This is a genomic window from Vicinamibacteria bacterium (assembly GCA_035620555.1).
Classification (GTDB): Bacteria; Acidobacteriota; Vicinamibacteria; order Marinacidobacterales; family SMYC01; genus DASPGQ01.
The window spans coordinates 1-17,655 of the sequence record DASPGQ010000834.1 but is presented as its reverse complement, the minus strand read 5'-3'; the positions used below and the strand labels follow the sequence as shown (position 1 = coordinate 17,655).

The following is a 17,655-nucleotide window of genomic DNA, read 5'->3' as shown; positions in this document are numbered from 1 at the left end:
AGAAAGTCGATAAGGAGCTCGAGGCCCTCACCCTCGCTCGTCGCAAGGTGGAGTCGTACGCCACGACACGGCGGCTCGTCGTCCATGTCCCCGGGATCGCGGAGAAACAGGACGACCGCAAGGAACAAGTGATCGGTCCGCCCCTCAACCGTGCGCGTGACGAGTCGGGAAACTGGAGCATGGCCGCGCTCGGATTCGCCAGAAAGAACGGGCTCGCTGCGCGCCGGCTTGCGACCGTCCAGACCTCGAAAGGCGAGTACGTGGGCTTCGAAAGGACGATTCGAGGCCGGAAAACGAAGGATCTGCTGCCCGGTATCATGTCGAGCGTCTTGCGTTCATTGAACTTCCCGAAGTCCATGAGCTGGGACGCGACGCTCCCCGACGGAGCGCCCCTCCCTTTCGGCAGGCCGATCCGATGGATGGTCGCGATCTACGGGGACAGAGTCATTCCCTTCGAGATCCGGATCGCGGGGGCTCCCCCGGTCAAGGCGGGGAACAAGACGAGAGGCCACCGCTTTCTCGCGCCGCGCCGAGCGAAACCGGGAGTCCCATTCGTCGTCTCCTCGTTCGCCGAGCTCAAGAAAGACCTTCTGAAGCACTACGTCGTTCTCGATGCAGAGCAACGGGCGGAACGCCTCGAGAAAGAGCTGACTAAGCTCGAGAAGAAAGCGAAGGCTCGGCGCGCGGGCGGCCTCGATGCCAAGACGGTGGCCGATATGGTCGAGTGGCCGGGGGCGGTGCTCGGACACTACCCGTCGGAGCTCCTGGCTCTCCCCGAGGAAGTGCGCCATACCGTTCTCATCCATCACCAGCACTACTTCCCCCTCGACGGACGCGCGTCCTTCATTGCCGTGACCAACATGGCATCGGACCTCAGTGGGCACATCCGCCGTGGCGCCGAGCGCGTCGTACTCGCGCGCTTACGGGACGCGAAGTTCTTCTGGGAGGACGATCTCGAGGCGGGGCTCGAGCAGAGGCTCCCGTCACTCGAGGGCGTCCTGTTCCACCCGAAGCTCGGCAGCTACCGGGACAAGACCGAGCGGGTGACGCGACTCTCTCTTTCCGTCGCCGAGCGCTGCGGTGCACGTGAGTCGCCGGTTCGCCGGGCGGCGACGCTCGCGAAGTGCGATCTAACGACCGGAATGGTTGGTGAGTTCCCCGAGCTTCAAGGCATCGTGGGTGGGCTGTATGCGCGAGAGCAGGGTGAGCCGGAAGCCGTGTGGAAGGCCATCTATTCCCATTACCGCCCGCTGGGTCTCGCAACCGACGACCTGTTTCCGCTAAACCGCGAGGGTGCGGTCGTGGCCCTTGCCGACAAGCTCGACACCCTGGCGGGGCTCTTCTCTGCGGGAGTGGTTCCCCGTGGATCCAGCGACCCTTTCGGATTGAGGCGGGCGGCACTCGGTGCGATCCGGATTCTGCTCGAAAGCCAGGATCGAGTCGGGATCGAAGTGGCGATGGCACCTTCCGAGCTGCTTCGTGAAGCACTCATCGGCGTACGCGAACAAAGTGCCAAGGTGGACGGGGAAGCGGAAACGAACCTGTCCGATTTCTTTGCCGAGCGGCTGCGTTTCGTCTTCGCTCGCCGTTATCGCTACGACGAGGTGAACGCCGTCTTTGCCCTTGGGGTTCTCGAGCGGCCCGTCCAAGAGGTCGAAAAACGTCTCGAAGCCCTGGCCGCTTCGAGGGGCTCGGAGGATTTCGCCGCACTTTCGACCGCGTTCAAGAGGGTGGGGAACATCCTGTCGGATCGACTCGTGGGAGAGGTAGACGAATCCTTGCTCTCGGAGAAGGCCGAGAAAGAGCTGTTCCTCGCCGTCGAGGGAATCAGTCCCCGAACGCGAGCCCACCTCGACGCGCTCCGTTACGAAGAAGCGCTCGCCGAGCTCTCCAAGCTGAGGCCGGAGGTGGACCGTTTCTTCGACGAAGTGCTCGTCATGGCCGAGGAGCAGCAGCTCAGGGAGAACCGTCTCGCCCTTCTGAAACGCTTGCAACGGCTCTTTTCCGAGGTCGCCGATCTCTCGGAGATCGTGCCGACCGAACGCGCCTCCTGACCATGGCGAGGATCCGGCGCATGCCCGACGGCCTCGCCAATCAGATCGCTGCCGGCGAGGTGGTCGAGCGACCGGCCTCGGTCGTCAAGGAGCTGGTCGAGAACTCCATCGATGCCGGCGCGTCGAGAATCCGGATCCTCGTCGAGAAGAGCGGAAGGGAGCGCATCCGGGTCACGGACGACGGCATCGGAATGTCGAGAGAGGATGCACGGCTCGCCCTGGAGCGTCATGCGACGAGCAAGCTCTTCTCTTCCGAGGATCTTTCCAACATTGCTTCGCTCGGCTTCCGCGGCGAAGCGCTTCCGGCGATTGCCTCGGTCTCGTCGTTCACCCTGAGAACCCGGGAAGCCGACGCGGAATCGGGGACCGAGCTCGTCGTCGAGGATGGGCGGCTGGTGCGCGAGGTGGAAATGGGCCTTCCACCGGGAACGATCGTCGATGTCGCCGGTCTCTTCGCGAACGTTCCTGCCCGCCGCAAGTTCCTTCGCTCCGACGCCACCGAGTCTTCGCATATCGCCGCGCAGGTGCACTCTCTCGCGGCTTCCTATCCCGACGTCCAGTTTCGACTGGATCACGGCAAGCGTACCGTCATCGACGTGCCGTCGGTCGCCTCCCGCCGCGAGCGGCTCTACCAGATCGAGGGCAGCTGGGTGGAGAGCGCGGTGGTCGTCGATGAGCAGGTGGGCTCGCTCTCCCTCTCTGCGTGGCTTGCGCCTCCCGCCGAGTCCCGAGGATCGAGCAGCCGGCTCCACTTCTTCGTGAACGGGAGGCCGGTCAAGGACCGCATCCTTCACCACGCCGTGACCGAAGCCTACCGTCGCGTGTCCTCGAGGGCCGGTGCGCCTTCGGTCTATCTCTTCATCGAGCTTCCCCCGGACCAGGTCGACGTGAACGTCCATCCAGGCAAAGCCGAGGTGCGCTTCGTGGATCAGCGGTTCGTCCATGCGGCGGTCTGCGCGACGCTGAGCAATGCCTTGGGGACGCAGAGACGGGCTCCGGAAGCGGCGATCGCGAGCCCATTCCACGGATCGGAAGGCGCTGAACAACGGGCACCGTCGGCAAACGGTCTTCAGATGGCCGAAGCGCTCTTCTCGAGCGTGTCGGTCTCGGAAGACATGCCGGCGTTCGCCGAGCTCGCCCGCCTGCCGCCCTCGCCCGCGGCTCAGTTTCGTTCGAGCTACATCCTCGCCGCCGATGGCGACGACGTTTGGCTCATCGACCAGCACGCGGCGCACGAGCGGATCCTCTACGAGGAGCTCGTCGACCGGGGCCCCGATAGGGGCCAGCAGCTTCTTCTCGCACCGGTCTCGCTCGAGCTCACTCCGGCAGAGCGGGTGACCATGGAAGAGGAGCTCGAAGCGCTCGTATCGTACGGCTACGAGATCGAGCCGTTCGGCGGAGATGGCTTCCTGGTGCGCGCCGTCCCCGCTTGCCTGAGCGGGATCGATCCCGCGAGGCTCATCCGCGAAGCGCTCTCCGAGCGCGAGCGCGAATGCCGCACGGCGACGGTGCGCGAGGCACAGAGCCGGATCGCGGCACGAATCGCTTGCCATGCCGCTATCAAAGTCAATTTCCCTCTCGCCCGGGAGAAGATGGACTATCTGGTGAGAGGCTTGTGGCGCGCACGCGAGCCGACGGTCTGTCCCCACGGCAGGCCGACCACGCTCCGGATCGGAAGAGAGCAGATCGAAAGGAACTTCGGGAGGATATGACGCGGCGGAAGAGGGACGTCGCCTGGCTCGGCTGGGGCATCTACTACGTTGGTCGGGGACTCGAGCTGTTCGGGCTCATTCTCGTGACCTGGGCGATGTTCCTTTTCTTCGGTTCGAGCGAGATGCGGCAAATGTTGGCGATGACCGGCACCGGAGGTGCCTTCTTCTTCATTGGCTGGCTCCTGGCGAGAAGGAATCCCCAAGCTACGAACAGATGACCATGCGGAATGTCTGTCTCTTCGTCCAGGTGCTCTGGGCCACGAGCGCAGGGGCCCAGAGCGTCCCGCCCCGCTTCACTATGGAGTGGGAGCAAATCGCGAAGCGCATCGTCGAGCGACTCGACCTGAAAGAAGGGGAGACGTTCCTTGCGGTCGCCCACCCGGGGCTCTTCGACGAGCTCATACCTCACCTGAGGTTCGAGGTCATGAAGGCAGGTGGCGTCGATCTCGGGGTGATGGATGTGCTCGGAGAGCCAGTGCCCTCTCACTGGAGCGAAGAAGCGCTTCGCGACGGCGGCCAACGGGCACGATCGAAGCTTGCCGAGATGCTCGACGGCGTCGACGCTTCCATCATGCTCCCCGGTGCGCGGCCCGGCCAGCCCGTCTACGCCGCCATCCAGGACCTGTTGCGCTCGGGGCGGGGGCGTACGGTGCATTTCCACTGGCTCGAGAATGGAAGTGCGTTCACGCTGGCGGGACAGCCCCTGCCCCCGAGGCACGTCATCGAGGCGGTCTATCAACGCGCCCTCCTCGGGACGGACTACCGCGCACTCGGCGAGCACCAGCGTCGTTTCGAGGCGGCGATGCGTGCGGGAGAGATCCGCGTCACGAGCCCCTCGGGCACCGATCTCCGTTTCCGCATCGGCGATCGGCCCGTCAACTTCCAGGACGGGGACGCGTCGGCGGCCCGCGCGGAGCGGGGTGTCGTTCTCATCGATCGCGAGATCGAGCTCCCTGCGGGGGCGATTCGCGTCGCGCCAATCGAGGAGAGCGTCGAAGGCACGATCGTCTTTCCCCCGTCCCAATGGGGTGGACGGCCCGTCCACGAGCTCGCGCTCGTATTCGAGCAAGGCCGGGTCGTCTCCGTCCGTGCGGCTTCCGGCGCCGAAGCGGCGGAGTCGGAGATGGATGGAGCCGGGCAGGCGGGCCGATCCTTTCGCGAGTTCGCGCTCGGATTCAACCCTCACCTCGCGGTTCCCGAAAACGGTCCGTGGATTCCGTACTACGGTTATGGCGCGGGTGTGGTGCGGCTCTCGCTCGGCGACAACTCCGAGCTCGGCGGTAACGTCGGAGGCGGCTACGTTCGCTGGAATTTCTTCACCGACACGACCATCACCGTCGACGGTGACGCCTGGGTGGTGGAAGGCAAGCTGATGAAGTAACGGGCTACTCGCCGATGATCTTGATGAGAACGCGCTTAGGTCGTCGGCCGTCGAACTCGCCGTAGAAGATCTGCTCCCACGGACCGAAGTCGAGCTTCCCATCCGTGACTGCCACGACGACTTCGCGGCCCATCACCTGGCGTTTGTGATGGGCATCCCCGTTGTCCTCCCCGGTCCGATTGTGGTGATAGCGCTCGGGACTGGGATCGTAAGGAGCCAGCCATTCGAGCCACTTCTGGTAGTCCTCGTGAAGACCGGGCTCGTCGTCGTTGATGAAGACCGAGGCGGTAATGTGCATCGCGTTCACGAGACAGAGCCCCTCCCGCACCCCGCTCTCGCTCACGGCATCGCTGACTGACTGGGTGATATTCACGAATCCAAAACGTTCGGGAACCGTGAACGTGAGCGTCTTGCGCAGGGACTTCATCCGCCGATGCCGTCGGCGGTGAAGAAAGCGACTACCGAGTCCAGCTCCTGGCTCAGCTTGTCTACCCGATTGTGGAGCAGATCGCGGATGGAGAGAAGACCGAGAACTTGATCGTGATCGTCCACCACCGGGAGATGCCGGAAATGATGCTCGCTCATGGTCGTGAGAGCATCACCCATCGACATGTCCTTCTTGGCGGCGGTGCAATTCTCGGTCATCACCTCCGACACCGGCGTTTTCTTCGGGTCTCTACCCTCGAGGACGACGCGTATCATCAGGTCCCGCTCGGTAAATATCCCCGCGAGCTTGTTCGCCCTCGTCACTGCGACCGCGCCCACGCGCCGGTCGTTCATCAACTTCACGGCGTCGATGACCGGGGTCTCGGGAGAGACCGTCGCCGCCGGAACGCTCGCAATCTTCAGCAGATCCATAGCGCCCCCTTCCTCCTCATCGTCGGATCCCGATTCTATCAGATGCCGGGTCCGGGGCTGATGAGGAAACGCCAACTTGTTGTTACTGTTTCGTTAAAACATCTGCACCCTCCGGGTATCGCACGGATGAGATGGCGAACAGTTTGAACCTGCAGGAACCCCGGATCGAGGTTAGACTGCGGGCGTGCACGTCGACGCACTCGCTTTCGGTCCGCACCCCGACGACGTCGAGCTGGCGATGGGAGGAACGCTCCTCAAGCTCGCCTCGTTGGGCTACCGCACCGGCATCATCGACCTGACATCGGGAGAAACGGGTACGCGGGGAACGCCCGAGGGTCGAGCGCGGGAAGCGCAGGAGGCTGGCCGTATTTTGCGGGTGTCGGTTCGCCGGAGCCTGGATCTCGGAGATGGCCGTCTCGAGACGTCGTTTCCGTCGAAGGTGGCGGTGGTCGAGGCGATTCGCGAGTACCGGCCACGACTCGTCTTCACCAACTACCCCGAGAACAATCATCCCGACCATGCCGCGGCAGGACCGCTCGTGGCGGAGGCCTCCTACCTCGCGGGCCTCGGGAAGCTCGAGGCGAAAGGGGAGCCCCATCGCCCAAACCGCGTCCTCTACTACCTCGTGCCTCGCAAGGTCTCGCCTTCTTTCGTCGTCGATGTCACCGCCTTCCATGAAGAGAAAATGCGCGCTGTTCGGGCCTATGGCTCGCAGCTATTCGACGAATCGAGCCGAGAGCCGGAGACCTACGTCAGTCGCCCGGGTTTTCTCTCGAGAATCGAGAGCCTCGATCTCTATCACGGCGCGCTCATCGACGTGGACTTCGGGGAGGCGTTCTACGTTCGCGAAGCCCTGGAGGTGGACGACCCCGTGCGGTTCTTCGGTCGTCCATTCACTCGTATTACTTGATCAAGCGCCGTGAAGATCGCCATCGTCTGTTATCCGACTCACGGGGGAAGCGGTGTGGTCGCCTCGGAGCTCGCCCTCGGGCTCGCCCGGCGCGGCCATCGGGTCCATATCGTAAGCTACGCGGTGCCGTTCAGGCTTCGGGGCTTCCACCCCAATTTGCACATGCACGAGGTCGAGGTATCGACCTATCCACTCTTCAAATACCCGCCTTACACCCTGGCGCTGGCTACGAAGCTTGCGCAGGTGGCGGTCGACGAGGAGATCGACGTCATCCACGCGCACTACGCCGTACCCCACGCCGTCAGCGCCCTCCTGGCGAGACAGATTCTCGGAGGGCAGGCACCGAAGATTGTGACGACCCTGCACGGTACCGACATCACCCTCGTTGGCGCCGACGAATCGTTCCACCGGGTGATCAAGTTTGCCATCGAGGTATCGGATGCGGTCACGACGGTCTCGCAGTACCTCCGGGCGAGAACCATCGAGGAGTTCTCGATAGAGCGCGCCATCGAGGTCGTCTACAACTTCGTGGATACGTCCCGGCCGCTCAGGCAATCGGCCGCGAGAGAGCACTGGGCTCCCCGGGGGGAGAAGATCTTGGTACACGCGTCGAATTTTCGTCCGGTGAAACGAGCGGGCGACGTCGTGGCGATCTTCGATCTCGTCAGGCGGCGCATGCCGGCGAAGCTGCTCCTGGTGGGCGAGGGCCCCGACCGGATCATGGTGCGCGATCTCGTCAAAGATTCGGGACGCCAGGAGGACGTCCACTTCCTCGGGGAGCAGGACGACCTGGAGAGCATTCTGGCGTCGTCGGATCTCTTGCTGCTTCCGAGCGAGGAGGAGAGCTTCGGTCTCGTGGCGCTCGAGGCCGCGGCGGCGGGCGTGCCCGTGGTGGGGAGTCGGGTGGGCGGTCTTCCGGAGGTCGTGGTCCACGGCGAGACCGGCTATCTCCTCCCGGTCGGCGAGACCGGTCCGATGGCCGAGGCCGCGATCGCGGTGCTATCGACCCCGTCCGAATGGAAGAGGCTGTCCGAGGCGGGGCGGAAACGCGCGGCCGAGAGGTTCGATGCCGCCTTCATCGTTCCGCAGTACGAGCACGTCTACGAGAAGCTCGTCTCGGCTTCCCCGCCCCGGTAGGATGTCGAGCACGAGTGGCTGAACGGGACTACTTGTCAATCACGTGGATCGTGTCGACTTCGAGCCAACCCTTGAATGCCACCGACCCCGAGCTCGAGAGATCGAGCTTGTCGAGCCCGTCCAGGCGATAGAGCCGGCCTCGCGAATAGAGCATGGGCCGTTTCCCCTCGCGAATGCAGCGTTGGGCGCATTCCAAATGGAGCGCCCCCATCTTCCCTCCAGAAACACCGCAGTCCTCATCGGTCAGAGTGCCCGTCCATTCCCGAATCTCGTCGGGTGCGGCGCGGGGGCGAGGCCGCGGAAAATCGTAACGGAGGATATGGACGGACCCCGCGGTCGCCACGACGGTCTCCTCGTGGATCTGTCCATGACCGGCGTCGAGTACGAGCACATGAGGGCCGGGAGCAATCGATCGGAATTCGCCCGGAGCGATCCCGGCGGGCTTCCCGTCGAGAAAGACACTCGTGGTGCCGGTCGTTTCGATGCGGAACGTGGCTGACCTGGAAATGGGCGCTGCTGGTTGCGGGATCGGCGCGATGGGCTCTCGCGCTTCTTGTCGGCGAGCCGCCCGTTCCGGGGAACCGGCCGCCTCCTCCTGCATGGTTGCCGACACCGTGCCGGACGTCGGCTGCGGGGGGCCATAGGCGATGCTGGTTTCCGAATCGGGCCACAGCGCATACAGGGTGGCGAGCAGCAGCGCCACCAAGAAGGTTGCTGAGGCCAGCCGCACGCCCGGCCTCCGGAATTGGCGCACCCACGACGGGAGTCCCAGAGCCGGAATCAAGGCGCGCCGAAGGTCAGCGGCATGGAGGGTCACGGTCGCTTTTTGATCCGCAGACTCTTCGAAAGCCGCGGCGAGCTCACCCGCGGTCTGGTACCGGTCTCGGGGCTCCCGGGCCATCGCCTTGCGCAGGACGCCACTCACCGCCGGGGGAAGGGCAACGCCTCGGGGCGGCACCGGAAGCGTCTCGGTGAGGTGCTTCACCAGGATTCCGACCGCGGTCTCTGCCGTGAAGGGCACGTGGCCCGCGAGCAACTGATATGTCATCACTCCCAGCGAGTAGACGTCGGAACGATGGTCGACTTTGTCTCCCTTGCACTGCTCCGGCGACATGAACTCCGGAGTCCCCACCACGTCGTTCGAACCCGTCGTCACGTCGTCGCGGCGGAAAGGCTTCGCGATGCCGAAATCGAATACCAGGCACTTGAGATCCGGCGTAACGAGGACGTTGGAAGGCTTGATATCCCGGTGAACGACACCGGCGTGATGCGCCGCATCCAGGGCGTCCGCGACCTGCATCACGACTTTGACGACGCGATTGAGCGGCCAGGGCTGGCCGGTGAGCTGGCTTCGGAGCGTCGAGGCGTTCCCCACGTATTTCATGACGAGGAACGGTCTTCCCTCGTAATCGCCGGCGTCGTAGATGGGAAGGATGTGGGGGTGGTCCAGCCTGCCGAGGAGCTCGACTTCCTGGCGGAATCGCCTCACCCAGCCCAGATCCTGGCTGACTTCCTGGAGGAGAACTTTGATGGCTACATCGCGCTTGGTGGCTGGGTGGAACGCCTTGTAGACCTCCGCCGTCCCGCCTCGACCCAGAAGCGAGAGAATCCGATAAGCACCTACCTTTTGGCCAACGAGTTCCAATCGCGGTCTCCTCCCACCGATCGATCTCAACGATCGCCGATCGCGGTTGGGGAGTCACCCACAGGCTAGTGACTCGGTACTCAAAACGCAAGGGAGAGCGAAACCCTATGGGGAGAACCCCACAGTGCGGTCTTTCGGGAGTCCATCGACACCGGTAAGGGGCTCGAGTTTGGAGTCTGCTAACATGATTGGGAGTAGCCGAAAAAGTGAATTCTCCGCAAAAGCTCGCGCGGTACGAGCTCCTCGAAGAGATCGGCCGCGGCAACATGGGCGTCGTCTACAAAGCGCTCGATCCAGCCATCGGTCGGGTGGTCGCGATCAAAGTGGTCCGGCTGGGGTTCTCTCCGGACGATCCGAAACGTCGCGAGTTTCTCGAGCGCTTCGAACGCGAAGCGAGCATCGCCGGACGACTCAACCACCCCAACATCATCTCGGTCCACGACCTGGGGCTGGAAGACGAACCGTACCTCGTGATGGAGCACTTTCCCGGCACCGATCTCTCGCGTCGGATCGCGAGTGGGCCGCTGGATCCCGCCGAAGTGCTGCGCGTTCTCGAACAGCTGGCCGAAGCGCTCGGCTATGCCCACGCCCAGGGTGTGGTTCACCGCGACATCAAACCGGCGAACGTGCTGTACCAGCCTGGACCGCAGGTGAAGATCGTCGATTTCGGTATCGCGAAGATCGAAAGCTCGGAGTTGACCCGAACCGGGGAGTTCATCGGAACGCCCGGCTATATGCCGCCGGAGATCTTCTCCGGCGGCAGGGTCGACGGCAGAAGCGATCTCTTCTCCGTCGGAGTGCTGGCGTACCACCTCCTCATCGGAAAACGGCCCTTCGACGGGCGAAGCGTGAGCCAAACGATCTACCGTGTCTTGAACGAAGAGCCCCACCCGCCTTCCGAGGTCCGGCTCGGCCTCTCTCGTGATTGGGACGTCATTTGCGGGCGGCTTCTGGCGAAGGATCCGGCCTTGCGCTACGAAAACGCCGAGGCACTCCTCGGGGATCTCTCGCGTCTCGATCCCGCTCGATTCGAGGTTTCCGCCTTGTCCGACTCGCCCACGATACCGGTCAGGGTCGGAAAAAAGAGCGCTGCTTCCCGGCTGCGCTTGATGCTCGGCGTTTTGTTTGTGCTCGCGCTCGGGCTCTGGTTCGTTCCATCGGGCGAACGCCCGGTCGTCGCTCCTCCGATGATGGCGAGAGCTCCGGAGACAGCGGGATCATCGGGGACCGACGTGAGCCGACCGATGGAGCCTCTAGCCTTTGTGGCACGGCACGAGCACCTTCTCGGCCACTGTACCGGCGACCTGACACTGTCTTCGGAAGGAGTCCGCTTCGAGAGCTCTCGCCACGACTGGCACTGGCGTGATGACGAGATCGCCTCGCTCGAACGGACGAGCGAGACCTCGTTCGATCTCGTGGCGCGCACGGCGGAGGGTGACACCGAATCCTACCGGTTCACCTTTCTCCGTCCCGACCTTTCGCTCGAAGATTGGGAGCGCTTTCGGTCTAATCACTAGCTGGTCATCTCGATCGCAACGCGGGCAATCTCTCTCGCCCGCAGAAACCCCATTACTTCTCCGCGACGCCGAGGGCGGCGATAGCCTCCGTAAATGGCGTGCCCGGCACGAAGCCAGAAGCAGTCCACCACCGCGAAGCCGGCTTCGGCGAGCCAGAGGAGCTGCGACGCGAGGGGCGCGGGCCTGTCCACAGGATCGGGATATCGGTAAGTGTTCCAATGCTCGGTCTCGAAGAACTTCCCGACCGCGGCGTCGCCTGCCCGCACCGCCCGTTCGCGGGTCGCGAGATCCCAGCTTTCCCGGAACAGCTCTAGGGCTTCCTCGCGCTGGGGAGCGACGAGATCACAGATGATGAACGCGCCGTCGTCGGCGAGCTCATCGTGGATTGCGGCGAAAACCCGTCTCTTTCCTTCGTCGTCCAGGTGGTGGAGACACAAGGATGTGACGACGGCGTCAGCGTCGCGGCAGCGATCCAGCCATTCGGAGGATTCGAGAACGAATTCGAGTGCGCGAAACCGACTCCCGAAGCTCTTTAGGCGCTCGGACGCGTGCGCCCGCATGCTCGCCGAGCCATCGAGCGCCGTCACCTCGGCCCCGGGAAACGCCTCGAGGATGCTATAGCTGAGCGCGCCCGTACCCGCACCGAGATCGACCACCGTGGCCCTAGACGCGGTGGGAAAGGGAAGCAGACAGAGCATCGTGGCGATGTGGCCTTCCCGGTCCGGCACGGCCACGTTCGCGAGACGGCGATAGGTCGCGCTGTCGTTCTCCGACCATGGCTCGTCCATCGTAAGGTCTCCCGACGAGATTCTATCGTGCGGCTGGTGCCCGCAGCCTCGAATGGACTATTCTTCCTCGGTCGATGATCGAGACCAAAGAGAGCCCGCCGCGCTGGATCGAGCCCAGCGGAGCCGGCGAAAGCCGGCTGGCTCTCGATTTCGTGCCCGCGGTCGAGCCACACGCCCGACTCTGGTTCTTTCTCCACGGGCTTCACTCCAACCGTCGAGGAGAGAAGGCCCTCTATTTCGCGAGGCAGGTCGCTCGTCGAGGCGACGCCTTCGCGAGTCTGGACTTGACCGGCCACGGCGACTCCGAAGGCGATTTGAGCGGGCTATCTCTGACGCGAAACCTCGCCGATCTGGCAAGAGGCCTGGATTACGTGGAGAAGCTCGAAGGTCCGTTTCGTGCGATCTACCTGATCGGCTCGTCCATGGGCGGACTCACCGCGTTATGGTTCTCGGCTCGCTCTCCCGGCCTGGTGACGCGGAACATCGTCATTGCGCCTGCGTTCGAAATGGCGGGGCGGCTGCTCCTGTCCCTGGGACGCGCGCGGGCACAGCAGTGGCGTCGCGAGGGTCGAGCGCTCATCGATACCGGCATCTCCGCGTTCGAGCTGAGCTACGGTTTCGTCGAAGATGAATCCCGCTATCCCACCGCGAGTCTCATCCAACGGCTCAAGACCCCGAGCCTGATCCTGCATGGTTCCGACGACGAGGTGGTGCCGTGTCAGCTCTCGCGCCAGTTTGCTGACCGTCTCATGCACGTGGAGCTGGTGGAGATTACCGGGGGGGACCACCGGCTGACGGCTCACAAGGAAAGGCTATTCGAGATGATGTGGCACTTCGTGGGCCCGGGGCCTTGAGGAATCAGACCGCCTGAAGCGCGTAGGTAGCGAGACCGATGGCGACGACCCGGTCGTTTCCTTCGACGACCTCGATCCGGCACATGGCGAGCGTCCTGCCCTTGCGGACGACTTCGCCGATGGCGAGCAAGTCACCCGTCACTCCCGTAAGGAGGCTAATCTTGAACTCGACCGTCTTCACCGTGGCTCCGGGGGAGACCGAGCCGACGGCGAAGTTACCCGCCGTGTCTCCGAGGAGCCCGATCAGTCCGCCGTGGATCACGCCGTGGCCTTCCTCGAAGTCCTTGCGAAAAGGAAGCCGGACCCGCGCGACGCCGTTCTCGCAGTAGCCGAGCGACATTCCCAGCGCTCGACTGATCGGCGCCGCTTCGAAGAGCTGCTTCAGCTTTTCCAGATGGGCCGAACGTTCGTTGGGCTCGAGGCGCTGAGGTCGGACGCCCTCGGGGAGGGGCACGGGAACGAGGAGTGGCTCTTCCTCGAACGGCAGCGACAAAGGGGACACCCCTTTCCGCTTGGCCGTCTTCGGAGCCTTTGCCGTCTTGGAAGGTTTGGATGCCTTGGGAGTGCGAGTCTTCTTCGCGGCGGCTATCAGCGCCTCTTTTCGCTTCTTTGAGGGCTTGCTCTTTGCCGCGCGCGATGGGGAGCTCTTGGTCTTCGTCTTCGGTTTTCTCGTAGGCTTCCGTACGGACGCTTTCTTGGTCTTGGTTTTTCGTTTAGCCATCCGAGATCAATACCTCGTTACGCTAAGAGCTCGGGCAAATCGCGATGAGGATGCGTTCGAAGGACACTCTTTTTCGGGGAAGGTCGGAAGCTGATCGTATAACCCTAATGAAACTCACTAGATACCATTGGGCGAGCCTTGTCGGGTAGTGTATCACAGGCATGGCCGCCGCTCGCGAGTAATAAATATATGACCTTCTCGATGATTCTCAATGATTTATTTGATTTGTTGGTGTAAATAGATGATAGTAAACCACTTAGAGAGGAGCTCATGACGGAAGACACGACGTACGACGTCGCCATTCTGGGCAGCGGGCCGGGCGGCTACGTTGCGGCGATTCGAGGAGGGCAGCTCGGTTTGAAGGTTCTCCTGATCGAGAAGGATGCTCAATTCGGGGGAACCTGCCTGCACGTCGGTTGTATTCCGAGCAAGGCCTTTCTCTACACTGCGGAAATACTGGACACGATCCGGCGGGCCCGTGATCACGGCGTCGTGGTCGAGGGCGTGCAGCTGGACTGGTCGGCGATGATGAAACGCAAGGAGCGCGTCGTGAGGAAGCTCGCGGCGGGGGTGAAGGTTCTTCTTCAGAAAAACGGCGTCGAGACCGTTCATGGCTTCGGCAAGCTCGCGTCGCCTCGGACGCTGAGCGTCGAGACGCCGGACGAGACCCGCACCTTCGAGGCGCGAAACATCATCGTCGCGACGGGCAGTCGTCCCAAGAGCCTGCCGGGTGTGGAGATCGACGGCGAGAGGATTCTGACCAACACCGAGCTACTCTCCCTGCCGTCCTGCCCCGAGCGGCTCGCGATCATCGGCGCCGGTGCCGTCGGCGTCGAGTTCGCGTCCATGTTCCATAGCTTCGGCTCCAAAGTCACGCTCATCGAGATGTTGCCGCGGCTCGTGCCGCTCGAGGACGAAGAGGTCTCAGAAGTGCTGCGCCGGTCGTTTCGCAAACGCGGGATCGAGGTCTTGACCGGCACTCGGGTGGACTCGGTCTCCCGGAAGGAGGACGTAGTCGAGGTGCGCTTCACGCTCGAGGACGGGAGCTCGGATTCGCGCACGGTCGACAGACTCCTCATGGCCGTCGGGCGAGGCCCGCGGACCGACGGGATTGGCCTCGACCGAGCCGGCATCGAGGTCGACCGTGGATTCGTTCGCGTCGACCGCTTCGCCCAAACCAGCCACGAAGGGATCTACGCGATTGGGGACGTGGTCGCGACCCAGCAGCTCGCTCACGTCGCCTCGGCGGAGGGGATCCTGGCGGTCGAGAAGATCGCGGGACATCCGGTTCACCCCTTGAATTACGAGCACATGCCCGCGGCTACTTATTGTTCTCCCGAGGTGGCGAGCGTCGGTCTCACCGAGGACCAGGCGCGCTCACGCGGCTTTGCCGTGAAGGTCGGGAAGTTCCCTTTCGCCGCGAGCAGCAAGGCGAGCATCCTGGGAGAGAACGAGGGATTCGTCAAAGTGGTTTCCGAGGAGAGCTACGGGGAGCTGCTCGGGGTGCACATCGTCGGAGCCCATGCCACCGACCTCATTGCCGAAGCCGTCGTCGCCCTCGAGCACGAGGCGACGGTCGAGTCTTTGATGCGTTCGGTGCACGCTCACCCGACGTTGTCGGAGGCCGTGGCCGAGGCGGCGCACGGCGCTTTCGACCAGCCGCTTCATGTCTGATCCGTGCTGGTGCGTCGAGCTCGGAACACGTGATTTCGACGATACCTGGGGTTTGCAGAAACAGCTGGCCGCCGCACGCCAGAGAGGTGACGTTCCCGACGTGCTTCTTCTCGTCGAGCACCCACCGACCTACACCCTCGGTCGCTCGGGACGGTCGGAGAATCTGATCGCCGATCGATCGAAGCTCGCCGAGCTCGGCGCCGAGCTGGTGGTGACCGACCGGGGCGGCGACGTCACCTTCCACGGTCCGGGGCAGATCGTCGGGTATCCGATCGTCGATCTGAAGCGCTGGCATCCGGACGTGCATCGCTATTTGAGAGCGCTCGAAGAGGTGAACATCCGGACGATTTCCGAGTTTGGTGTCGCGGGCTTCCGCAAGCCCGGATTCACCGGAGTATGGCATGCGCGCGGAAAACTGGTCGCCATAGGAGTCCGGGTCTCGCGGTGGGTGACGTCTCATGGCTTCGCGCTGAACGTTGGCACCAAGCTCGATTACTTCAATCAGATCGTGCCGTGTGGTATCGTCGGAAGCAAAGTGAGCTCTATGGAGGATGTTCTGGGAGAGCCCGTGGACCCGGCGCTCGTGCGGAAGGCTCTCGCACGTTTCTTTGGCGCCGTCTTCTCGCGCGTCGTAGTGGAGGCTTCGGAGACAGAGCTCGTTTCCCTGGCGAGCCCTTGATGCCCTTCGGAAAAGATCGACTGCAGGAGCTCCTCTATCAGATGGTGCTCACCCGTAAGCTCGACGAAGCGCTCGCGCGAGTCCACCGGGAGCGCCGACTCGTTTCTCCTCTCGGGCTTCGGTCGGGCCTCGAGGCGGTGGCCGTGGGTGCCGCTTCCGTACCCGGTCGAGAAGACGCCATCGCTTCGTCGCTTCCCACCGTCGGCACCTGGCTCGTGAGAGGCGTGAGTCCGCGCGAGCTCGTCTCGCAATTTCTCGGAACGTCGGAAGCGCCGAGCCAGGGCCGGGATGGTCTCGCCGGTCTCGGAGACCTCGACCGCGGCGTCGTTGCCGCCGGCGATCACGCGGCGATCCATGTGAGCGTCATCGCCGGGATCGCCTTCTCCTCGCGGATCACCGGGAAGGAAAAGGTGGCGATCGCGATCACGTTCGAGGAGGCGGTGGCGAGTGGAGACTTTCACGAAGGCCTGAACTTCGCCGCCGTGCATAAAGTCCCTCTCGTCGTCCTGGTGGTGCGGATTCCGTTTTCGGGCAAATCGACCGGGCCCGATGGTACGCGGCTCTACGAGCGCGCGCGAGGCTACGGCGTCGCCACTCTGCCGGTCGATGGAAGCGATCTCCTCCAGGTCGTCGAGGTCATCGAGACCGCGGTCGCGAGGGCGAGGCGGGGAGAGGGACCGACTCTCATCGAGGCCCGCGTCCGGAGCTCGATGTGGTACGAGGGAAACGACGGCGCCACCCCGACCGCCCTCGGCGAGAAATCGTGGCAGTTCGCTGCCCCGGCGAGCGCGGTCGACTCCGACGCGGACGCCATCGGGCGATTCGAGCGATTCCTTCTCGAGCACGACTGGCTCGGCGAAAAGGAAAAATCCGATCTGGCCTCCCGTGCCGAGGAGACCGTCGCCGACGCGATGCGGGTCGCCCAGGCAGCCAACTGAAGTCGATGTCTGACGTCACCTATCTCGAGGCCATTCGCCGGGCGATGTGGGAGGAGATGGAGCGTGACCCGAACGTCATTCTCCTCGGGGAAGACATCGGCCTGTACGGTGGAGCATTCAAAGTGACGGAAGGATTTCTGGAGAAGTTCGGAGAGGGTCGCGTCATCGACACGCCGATCAGCGAGGAGGGGTTCACCGGGATTGCCGTCGGGGCCGCGTTTCAGGGCGTGAGGCCCATCGTGGAGTTTCAATTCATCGATTTCATCGCGAGCGCCTTCAACATGATCACCAACTTCGCCGCCAAGAGTCGCTACCGATGGGGCGTCGCCGTGCCCATCGTGATGCGGGGACCGGCGGGCGGGGGTGTACGCGCGGGGCCGTTTCATTCCCAGAATCCCGAGATGCATTTCGTTCACACTCCCGGCATCAAGGTCGTGGCACCGGCCACCGTCGTCGACGCACGCGGGCTCATGAAGGCGGCGATTCGCGACGATGATCCGGTTCTTTATCTGGAGCACAAGAAGCTCTACCGCCACCTCAAGATCGCCGAATCCGAGCTCGAGTCCGAAGATGACGTGACACCTCTCGGGAAGGCCGCCGTCCGACGAGCGGGGCGCGACCTCGTCTGCGTGACCTATGGCGCGATGGTCCACACCGCTCTTTCTGCCGCCCAGCAGCTCGCCGACGACGGAATCGAGGTGGAGGTGATCGATTTGAGAAGCCTGGTGCCCCTCGACAAGGAATGTGTGCTCGAGGCCGTTCGGCGGGTCAGCAAGGTCATGGTGCT

Annotated in this window: 17 protein-coding genes; 12 read left to right on the top strand and 5 right to left on the bottom strand. The window is 63.6% G+C overall.

What is annotated here, in order from left to right:
- The 4 genes from glyS to VEK15_33130 all read left to right on the top strand — a co-directional run.
- The coding region (gene glyS / locus VEK15_33145) for a glycine--tRNA ligase subunit beta (protein ID HXV65590.1) at window positions 1-2,054 on the top strand (2,054 nt) is incomplete at its 5' end.
- Between the two features lie 20 nt (window positions 2,055-2,074).
- Window positions 2,075-3,766: a DNA mismatch repair endonuclease MutL gene (gene mutL, locus VEK15_33140; GenBank protein ID HXV65589.1), complete on the top strand. Its 1,692-nt coding sequence runs from the start codon at window positions 2,075-2,077 to the stop codon at window positions 3,764-3,766.
- Window positions 3,763-3,984, top strand: coding sequence for a hypothetical protein (locus VEK15_33135; GenBank protein HXV65588.1), 222 nt, complete (start codon window positions 3,763-3,765; stop codon window positions 3,982-3,984). The genes mutL and VEK15_33135 overlap by 4 nt, the downstream gene beginning before the upstream one ends.
- Window positions 3,985-3,986: 2 nt before the next feature.
- Window positions 3,987-5,147, top strand: a complete 1,161-nt coding sequence (locus VEK15_33130) for an aminopeptidase (protein HXV65587.1) — start codon at window positions 3,987-3,989, stop codon at window positions 5,145-5,147.
- A gap of 4 nt (window positions 5,148-5,151) precedes the next feature.
- On the opposite strand, the gene VEK15_33125 is transcribed toward VEK15_33130, so the two are convergent.
- Window positions 5,152-5,574, bottom strand: a complete 423-nt coding sequence (locus tag VEK15_33125) for a secondary thiamine-phosphate synthase enzyme YjbQ (protein HXV65586.1) — start codon at window positions 5,572-5,574, stop codon at window positions 5,152-5,154.
- Window positions 5,571-6,005, bottom strand: a complete 435-nt coding sequence (locus VEK15_33120) for a CBS domain-containing protein (protein HXV65585.1) — start codon at window positions 6,003-6,005, stop codon at window positions 5,571-5,573. The genes VEK15_33125 and VEK15_33120 overlap by 4 nt, the downstream gene beginning before the upstream one ends.
- 184 nt (window positions 6,006-6,189) lie before the next feature.
- Between VEK15_33120 and bshB1 the strand changes: the two genes are divergently transcribed.
- Together bshB1 and bshA are read left to right on the top strand one after the other, a co-directional pair.
- Window positions 6,190-6,915, top strand: coding sequence for a bacillithiol biosynthesis deacetylase BshB1 (gene bshB1, locus VEK15_33115; GenBank protein ID HXV65584.1), 726 nt, complete (start codon window positions 6,190-6,192; stop codon window positions 6,913-6,915).
- 9 nt (window positions 6,916-6,924) lie between these two features.
- Complete coding sequence (bshA, locus tag VEK15_33110) at window positions 6,925-8,052, top strand: N-acetyl-alpha-D-glucosaminyl L-malate synthase BshA (GenBank protein ID HXV65583.1); 1,128 nt, start codon at window positions 6,925-6,927, stop codon at window positions 8,050-8,052.
- A 28-nt stretch (window positions 8,053-8,080) separates the two neighbouring features.
- On the opposite strand, the gene VEK15_33105 is transcribed toward bshA, so the two are convergent.
- Entirely contained in the window at window positions 8,081-9,697 is a 1,617-nt protein-coding gene (locus tag VEK15_33105; protein HXV65582.1) for a serine/threonine-protein kinase, read from the bottom strand.
- Between the two features lie 206 nt (window positions 9,698-9,903).
- On the opposite strand from VEK15_33105, the gene VEK15_33100 reads away from it, so the two are divergent.
- The gene (locus VEK15_33100) at window positions 9,904-11,214 is read left to right on the top strand and encodes a serine/threonine-protein kinase (protein HXV65581.1); all 1,311 of its coding nucleotides are present in this window, start codon (window positions 9,904-9,906) and stop codon (window positions 11,212-11,214) included.
- Here the strand turns inward: VEK15_33100 and VEK15_33095 are convergent.
- Window positions 11,211-12,002, bottom strand: coding sequence for a class I SAM-dependent methyltransferase (locus tag VEK15_33095; protein ID HXV65580.1), 792 nt, complete (start codon window positions 12,000-12,002; stop codon window positions 11,211-11,213). The two genes, VEK15_33100 and VEK15_33095, sit on opposite strands and share 4 nt — an antisense overlap.
- Before the next feature lie 74 nt (window positions 12,003-12,076).
- Here VEK15_33095 and VEK15_33090 point away from each other — a divergent pair, with 74 nt between their 5' ends.
- Entirely contained in the window at window positions 12,077-12,856 is a 780-nt protein-coding gene (locus tag VEK15_33090) for an alpha/beta fold hydrolase (protein ID HXV65579.1), read from the top strand.
- Between the two features lie 4 nt (window positions 12,857-12,860).
- On the opposite strand, the gene VEK15_33085 is transcribed toward VEK15_33090, so the two are convergent.
- Complete coding sequence (locus VEK15_33085; GenBank protein HXV65578.1) at window positions 12,861-13,577, bottom strand: PaaI family thioesterase; 717 nt, start codon at window positions 13,575-13,577, stop codon at window positions 12,861-12,863.
- Between the two features lie 270 nt (window positions 13,578-13,847).
- Here VEK15_33085 and lpdA point away from each other — a divergent pair, with 270 nt between their 5' ends.
- From lpdA to VEK15_33065, 4 genes are all read left to right on the top strand, one after another.
- The gene (lpdA, locus tag VEK15_33080; GenBank protein ID HXV65577.1) at window positions 13,848-15,251 is read left to right on the top strand and encodes a dihydrolipoyl dehydrogenase; all 1,404 of its coding nucleotides are present in this window, start codon (window positions 13,848-13,850) and stop codon (window positions 15,249-15,251) included.
- On the top strand, window positions 15,244-15,930 hold the full coding sequence (lipB, locus tag VEK15_33075) for a lipoyl(octanoyl) transferase LipB (GenBank protein ID HXV65576.1): 687 nt from the start codon (window positions 15,244-15,246) through the stop codon (window positions 15,928-15,930). The genes lpdA and lipB overlap by 8 nt, the downstream gene beginning before the upstream one ends.
- A complete protein-coding gene (locus VEK15_33070) occupies window positions 15,930-16,868 on the top strand; it encodes a thiamine pyrophosphate-dependent enzyme (GenBank protein HXV65575.1) in 939 nt (312 codons plus the stop codon). The genes lipB and VEK15_33070 overlap by 1 nt, the downstream gene beginning before the upstream one ends.
- Window positions 16,869-16,873: 5 nt before the next feature.
- On the top strand, window positions 16,874-17,655 hold a 782-nt coding region (locus VEK15_33065; GenBank protein ID HXV65574.1), incomplete at its 3' end, for a transketolase C-terminal domain-containing protein.

Excerpts from the sequence above, each read along its gene's own strand:
- VEK15_33130 (HXV65587.1), top strand. The coding sequence starts at position 3,987 with ATGCGGAATGTCTGTCTCTTCGTCCAGGTGCTCTGGGCCACGAGCGCA.
- VEK15_33070 (HXV65575.1), top strand. The coding sequence starts at position 15,930 with ATGCCCTTCGGAAAAGATCGACTGCAGGAGCTCCTCTATCAGATGGTG.
- mutL (HXV65589.1), top strand. The coding sequence starts at position 2,075 with ATGCCCGACGGCCTCGCCAATCAGATCGCTGCCGGCGAGGTGGTCGAG.
- VEK15_33085 (HXV65578.1), bottom strand. The coding sequence starts at position 13,577 with ATGGCTAAACGAAAAACCAAGACCAAGAAAGCGTCCGTACGGAAGCCT.
- VEK15_33090 (HXV65579.1), top strand. The coding sequence starts at position 12,077 with ATGATCGAGACCAAAGAGAGCCCGCCGCGCTGGATCGAGCCCAGCGGA.
- VEK15_33095 (HXV65580.1), bottom strand. The coding sequence starts at position 12,002 with ATGGACGAGCCATGGTCGGAGAACGACAGCGCGACCTATCGCCGTCTC.
- VEK15_33125 (HXV65586.1), bottom strand. The coding sequence starts at position 5,574 with ATGAAGTCCCTGCGCAAGACGCTCACGTTCACGGTTCCCGAACGTTTT.
- VEK15_33120 (HXV65585.1), bottom strand. The coding sequence starts at position 6,005 with ATGGATCTGCTGAAGATTGCGAGCGTTCCGGCGGCGACGGTCTCTCCC.
- VEK15_33135 (HXV65588.1), top strand. The coding sequence starts at position 3,763 with ATGACGCGGCGGAAGAGGGACGTCGCCTGGCTCGGCTGGGGCATCTAC.
- lipB (HXV65576.1), top strand. The coding sequence starts at position 15,244 with ATGTCTGATCCGTGCTGGTGCGTCGAGCTCGGAACACGTGATTTCGAC.
- lpdA (HXV65577.1), top strand. The coding sequence starts at position 13,848 with ATGACGGAAGACACGACGTACGACGTCGCCATTCTGGGCAGCGGGCCG.